Annotated in this window: 5 protein-coding genes; all 5 read right to left on the bottom strand. The window is 71.5% G+C overall.

Annotated elements, in window-relative coordinates:
• Window positions 1-2: 2 nt before the first annotated feature.
• Window positions 3-1139, bottom strand: a complete 1137-nt coding sequence (locus tag Q0112_RS16145; RefSeq protein ID WP_297977005.1) for a Gfo/Idh/MocA family oxidoreductase — start codon at window positions 1137-1139, stop codon at window positions 3-5.
• Window positions 1139-2185, bottom strand: a complete 1047-nt coding sequence (locus Q0112_RS16140; protein WP_297977004.1) for a TIM barrel protein — start codon at window positions 2183-2185, stop codon at window positions 1139-1141. The genes Q0112_RS16145 and Q0112_RS16140 overlap by 1 nt, the downstream gene beginning before the upstream one ends.
• Before the next feature lie 96 nt (window positions 2186-2281).
• Window positions 2282-2686: a cupin domain-containing protein gene (locus Q0112_RS16135; RefSeq protein ID WP_297977003.1), complete on the bottom strand. Its 405-nt coding sequence runs from the start codon at window positions 2684-2686 to the stop codon at window positions 2282-2284.
• Window positions 2687-2696: 10 nt separating this feature from the next.
• Entirely contained in the window at window positions 2697-3521 is an 825-nt protein-coding gene (locus tag Q0112_RS16130) for a phosphoenolpyruvate hydrolase family protein (protein WP_297977002.1), read from the bottom strand.
• A 2-nt stretch (window positions 3522-3523) separates the two neighbouring features.
• Window positions 3524-4684, bottom strand: coding sequence for a Tm-1-like ATP-binding domain-containing protein (locus Q0112_RS16125; protein WP_297977001.1), 1161 nt, complete (start codon window positions 4682-4684; stop codon window positions 3524-3526).
• Window positions 4685-4884: the final 200 nt, after the last annotated feature.

The following is a 4884-nucleotide window of genomic DNA, read 5'->3' as shown; positions in this document are numbered from 1 at the left end:
CTTCAGAGGGTCTCCCACGCCCCGGACTTCCCCGAGGCGATGATCGCGTCGCAGACCCGCGTCGTCTCCAGCGCCTCGCGGAAGGTCGGCCCCGCCGGGCGGTCGGTCTCCATCGCCGTGATGAAGTCGGCCATCGTGTGCACGAAGGAATGTTCGAACCCGATGATGAGCCCCGGCACCCACCATTTGCCGAGGTAGGGATGCTCCCCGTCGGTCACCAGGATCGACGACCACCCCCGGAGCGCCCCCTCGACGCGGTGGTCGAACCAGGCCAGCCGGTTCATGTCGTGCAGGTCCCAGGCCAGCGACCCGTGCTCGCCGTTGATCTCGAGCGTATAGAGCGCCTTGTGCCCGCGCGCGTAGCGGGTCGACTCGAAGGTCCCGAGCGAGCCGTTCTCGAACCGGGCCAGCACCGCCGCCGCATCGTCGATCCCCACCGCCTGCTTCCGGCCGGTCTCGGCGTGGGTCCGCTCCTTCACGAAGGTCTCGGTCATCGCCGTCAGGCTCGCGATCCCGCCGTTGATCCAGAGCGCGGTGTCGAGGCAGTGCGCGAGCAGGTCGCCCGTCACCCCCGACCCCGCCGCCTGCACGTCGAGCCGCCAGGTCCCGGCACCCCCCTGCGGCACGTCGGGCGAGATGGTCCAGTCCTGCAGGAACTTCGCCCGGTAGTGGAAGATCCGCCCGAGCCGGCCCGACTCGACCACCTGCTTGACCAGCGTCACCGCCGGCATCCGCCGGTAGTTGTAGCAGACGAGGTTCGCCACCCCCGCCTTCTCGACGGCGGCGACCATCCGCTCGCCCTCGGCCGTGGTCCGCGCCAGCGGCTTCTCGGTGACGACCGCCTTCCCCGCCTCCGCCGCGGCGACGGCGATCTCGGCGTGGAGGTCGTTCGGCACGCAGATGTCGACGAGGTCGATGTCCTCCCGCTCGACCAGCCGCCGCCAGTCCGTCTCCACGCTCTCGTAGCCCCAGCGGTCGGCGAAGGCCTGCGTCCGGCCCGCGTCGCGGCCGCAGGCGGCCTTGAGGACCGGGCGGCGTGGCAGGTCGAAGAAGTTGGGGGCGGTGCGGAAGGCGTTGGAATGGCAGCGGCCCATGAAGCCGTAGCCGATCATGCCGATGTTGAGGTCCCTGCCAGCCATCACTCGCTCCAGCCGTGCGCGTCGCGGACCTTCACCATGGCCGCGAGGACGTCGTTCCAGGTCTTCTGCTGCTGCATCACCGCGTTCGGGAACATGCAGCCGTCCCAGCAGATGTGCCGCATCCGCATGGTGAGCTCGCCCTTCTCGTCCCGCAGCCAGTAGCCGGCGTGCCTGACGATATCGAGCCGCCCGTTCGGGTCGTCCACCCGGCAGTGCCGCCCGGTCTTCTCGTGGTCCCCGGAGCCGAAGACGGTCCCGTCGTTCTGGGCGACGTGGAAGTCGAGCGTCCAGGGGCGCAGCGCGTCGGCCACCTGGCGGTAGGCGGCGTCGAGGGCGGACTTGTCCTGCCAGTCGTAGTCGGCGGGCAGGATGCGGTCGGCCTCGGCGTTATAGCCCAGTGTGTAGAGCATCGAGTGGGCCATGTCGGCCTGGTAGCCGACGACGCCGGGCTTGCCGACCGCCTCGAGCAGGTCGCGCATCACCCGCCAGGAATGCATGCCGCCCCAGCAGATTTCGCCCTCGGCGACGACGAACTCGCCGTGGTCGGCGGCGATGTCGCCGGCCTGGGCGAAGGTCTCGGCGATGAGCTTCGAGTTGCCGACCGGGTCCTTGTCCCAGGCCTCGACGGAGGTGGAGCTGTCGATGCGGATGCCGCCGGTCGGGCGGATGCCGAACTCGCGCATCTGCCGGCCGATCTCGGACGCCTTGCGGACCATGGCGAGGAACTGGCGGCGCTCGTCCGGGGTGCCCATGGCCGAGCCGCCGCCGGCGCCGGCCCAGATCGGGGCGACGAAGGAGCCGACCTTGAGGCCGTAGGAGGCGATATGGTCGGTCATCCGCTTCACGGCGTCGAGGTCGCTGTCGATGTCGAAATGCGGGGCGACGACGAAGAGGTCGACGCCGTCGAACTTCTGGCCGTCGGCCTCGGCGCCCGCGGTCAGCTCGAGCAGGGTGTCGAGGGGGATGATCGGCTCGGAATCCGGGGCGCCCTTGCCGACGATGCCCGGCCACATGGCGTTGTGGAGCTTGGGGTAGCTGTTGGTCATGCCGTCCTCGCGCACGGGTGGGCACGCGTGCCCACTTTGCTATCCGGTTGATATGTGAGGGGAATTCTGATTTCGTTTACCACCGGGAAACCTTCGTTAACGTGCCCTGAGCGTGTTCCAGGGGGCATCGCCCGCCACCTCGACGGAGACGTAGCCGACCTCGCCGACGCAGGGGCCGAGGATGGCGGCGAGCCTCGCCTCGCCGTCGCCGGCGTTGAAGGAGGCGTGCACCATGCCGGCCGGGATGAAGACCGAGTCGCCGGGGCCGAGCAGGCGCTGCTCGCGGTCGAGCCACTGTTCCACCCGGCCGGAGACGACGACGATCACCTCCTCCTGGTCGGGGTGCTTGTGGAAGTCGTGGCCCTTGCCGGGCTTCAGCGTCACGTCGATGACGGTGAGCGCCGCCGCCCCGGTGCTCGGCGGGTTGCAGAGCCAGCGCAGCTGTCCCCAGTCGAGCGCGTCGGCGGGGACTTCCGAGCGGATGACGAACTTGCCGGGCATGGCGGTCTCCCTAGATGGCCTTGAAGGCGCGGGTCTGTTCGGTGAGCGCGCGCTCGACCGGCAGGCGCTCCATCGAGGAGGCGCCGTAGAAGCCGTGGCAGGTCCGGGCGTGCTTCAGGATGAAGGCGGCGTCGCCCGGCTCGGCGATCGGCCCGCCGTGGCAGAGGACGATGACGTCGCCGCGCTCGCCGCGGGCGGCGTCGGCGATGGCGTCGATCTCGCCGACGCAGGCGTCGAGCGACTTCGCCGAGGTGGCGCCGATGGCGCCGCCGGTCGTGACCCCCATGTGGGCGACGATGATGTCGGCGCCGGCGCGGGTCATGGCGCGGGCCTCGTCCGGGTCGAAGACGTAGGGCGTCGTCAGCAGGTCGAGCGCGTGGGCGGCGGCGATCATGTCGACCTCGAGGCCGTAGCCGAGGCCGGTTTCCTCGAAGCTCCGGCGCATGGTGCCGTCGAAGAGCCCGACGGTCGGGAAGTTCTGCACGCCGGAGAAGCCGAGCGCCTTCAGCTCGCGCAGGAAGGGGTCGAGGAGGAGGAAGGGGTCGGTGCCGTTCACCCCGGCGAGCACGGGCGTGTGCTTCACCACCGGCAGCACCTCGGCGGCCATCTCCCTGACGATCTCGTTGGCGTTGCCGAAGGCGAGGAGGCCGGCGGCCGAGCCGCGGCCGGCCATGCGGTAGCGGCCGGAGTTGTAGATGACGATGAGGTCGATGCCGCCGGCCTCCTCGCACTTGGCCGAGAGGCCGGTGCCGGCGCCGCCGCCGATGATCGGCTTGCCGGCGTCGATCAGGGCGCGGAAACGCTTCAGGAGGTCGGCGCGGGGTATGGCGGGCATGCTCAGCCTTCCGTGATCGAGCGATAGGCGGCGACGAGGGCGTCGGCGAAGGCGGGGTCGTTGATATGGAGGGGGAGCCGCTCGACCCGGCGGTCGGGCGTCGCCGCGATCTCGGCCTCCAGCGTGTCGAAGAGGGCGGCGCTCGCCGCCGGGTCGTGGAACGGGCCGCCGGCGACGTCGAGGGCGGAGACGCCGCGCTCGGGGATGAGCAGGCGCACCGGGCCGGTGGCGGCGTTGAGCTTCGCCGCGATGAAGCCGGCGATCCGCCGGCATTCGTCCGGCGTCGTGCGCATCAGCGTGATGTTGGCGTTGTGGCGGTGGAAGAGCCGGCCGGCGAAGCGGGCGGGGACCGTCTCCGGCGCCCAGAAGTTCACCATGTCGAGGGCGCCCGGCGCGCCGACCCAGGGCAGGCCGGTGCGGGCGAGGACGCCGAGCCGGTCGGGGCCGGCGGTCAGCACGCCGCCGACGATCTCGTCGGCGACCTCGGTGGTGGTGGCGTCGACGAAGCCCTCGAGCATGCCGCTGCCCGCCAGCATCTCGAGCGCGCGGCCGCCGGTGCCGGTGGCGTGGAAGACGAGCGGGTCGCGGTCGGCGCGCAGGGCATCGGCGACGCGGGTGACGCAAGGGGTGGTCACGCCGAACATGGTCAGGCCGACCGCGGGCTTGGTCGTGGTGGCGGCCGGCGTCCGCGCCATGGCGGTGACGGCGGCGGCGGCCTGGGCGAGCACGGTGCGGGTGATGCGGTTGAGGCCGGCCATGTCGGCGACCGGGTGCATCATGGTGATGTCGGAGACCCCGACATAGGGGCCGACGTCGCCCGAGGCCAGCGTCGAGACCATGAGCTTCGGCACGCCGAAGGGCAGGGCGCGCATGGCGGCGGTGACGATGGCGGTGCCGCCGCCGCCGCCGATCCCCACGACGGCGTCGAGGTCGCGCCGCGTGGGCAGCCAGGCGGCGAGCGCCGCGGCCATGGCGGTGACGGCGGTGCCGCGGTCCTCGGTCGGCGGGATCGCCGGGGCCGGGATGTCGGGGACGATCGTCGGGGCGCGGATGCCGACGTCGACGACGAGCGGGGCGCCGCCGGCGGCGCGGATGCGCTCGGCGAGGAAGGCGAGCTCCTCGCCCTTGGTGTCCGCGGTTCCGACGACGTAGATGTGGCCCATCGCGTGCGCTGCCTGACACGAGCGGCATGCGCCCGCGTCAGGCCGGCTTTTCCTCCCGGTTGCCGGTACGACCGGCGTTCTTTGCCCGGCGCGGCGCGGCGCTGCGGCCGGATTGCTCGTTGTGAGACGAGAGTATCGTATTGACATGCCCGTCTCAAGTCAAGGCGGGCTCCCTCCGGCGCGCCGGAACGGGAAGCGGC

This window comes from uncultured Amaricoccus sp. (genome assembly GCF_937858865.1).
Classification (GTDB): domain Bacteria; phylum Pseudomonadota; class Alphaproteobacteria; order Rhodobacterales; family Rhodobacteraceae; genus Amaricoccus.
This window is presented reverse-complemented; position numbering and strand designations above follow the sequence as displayed.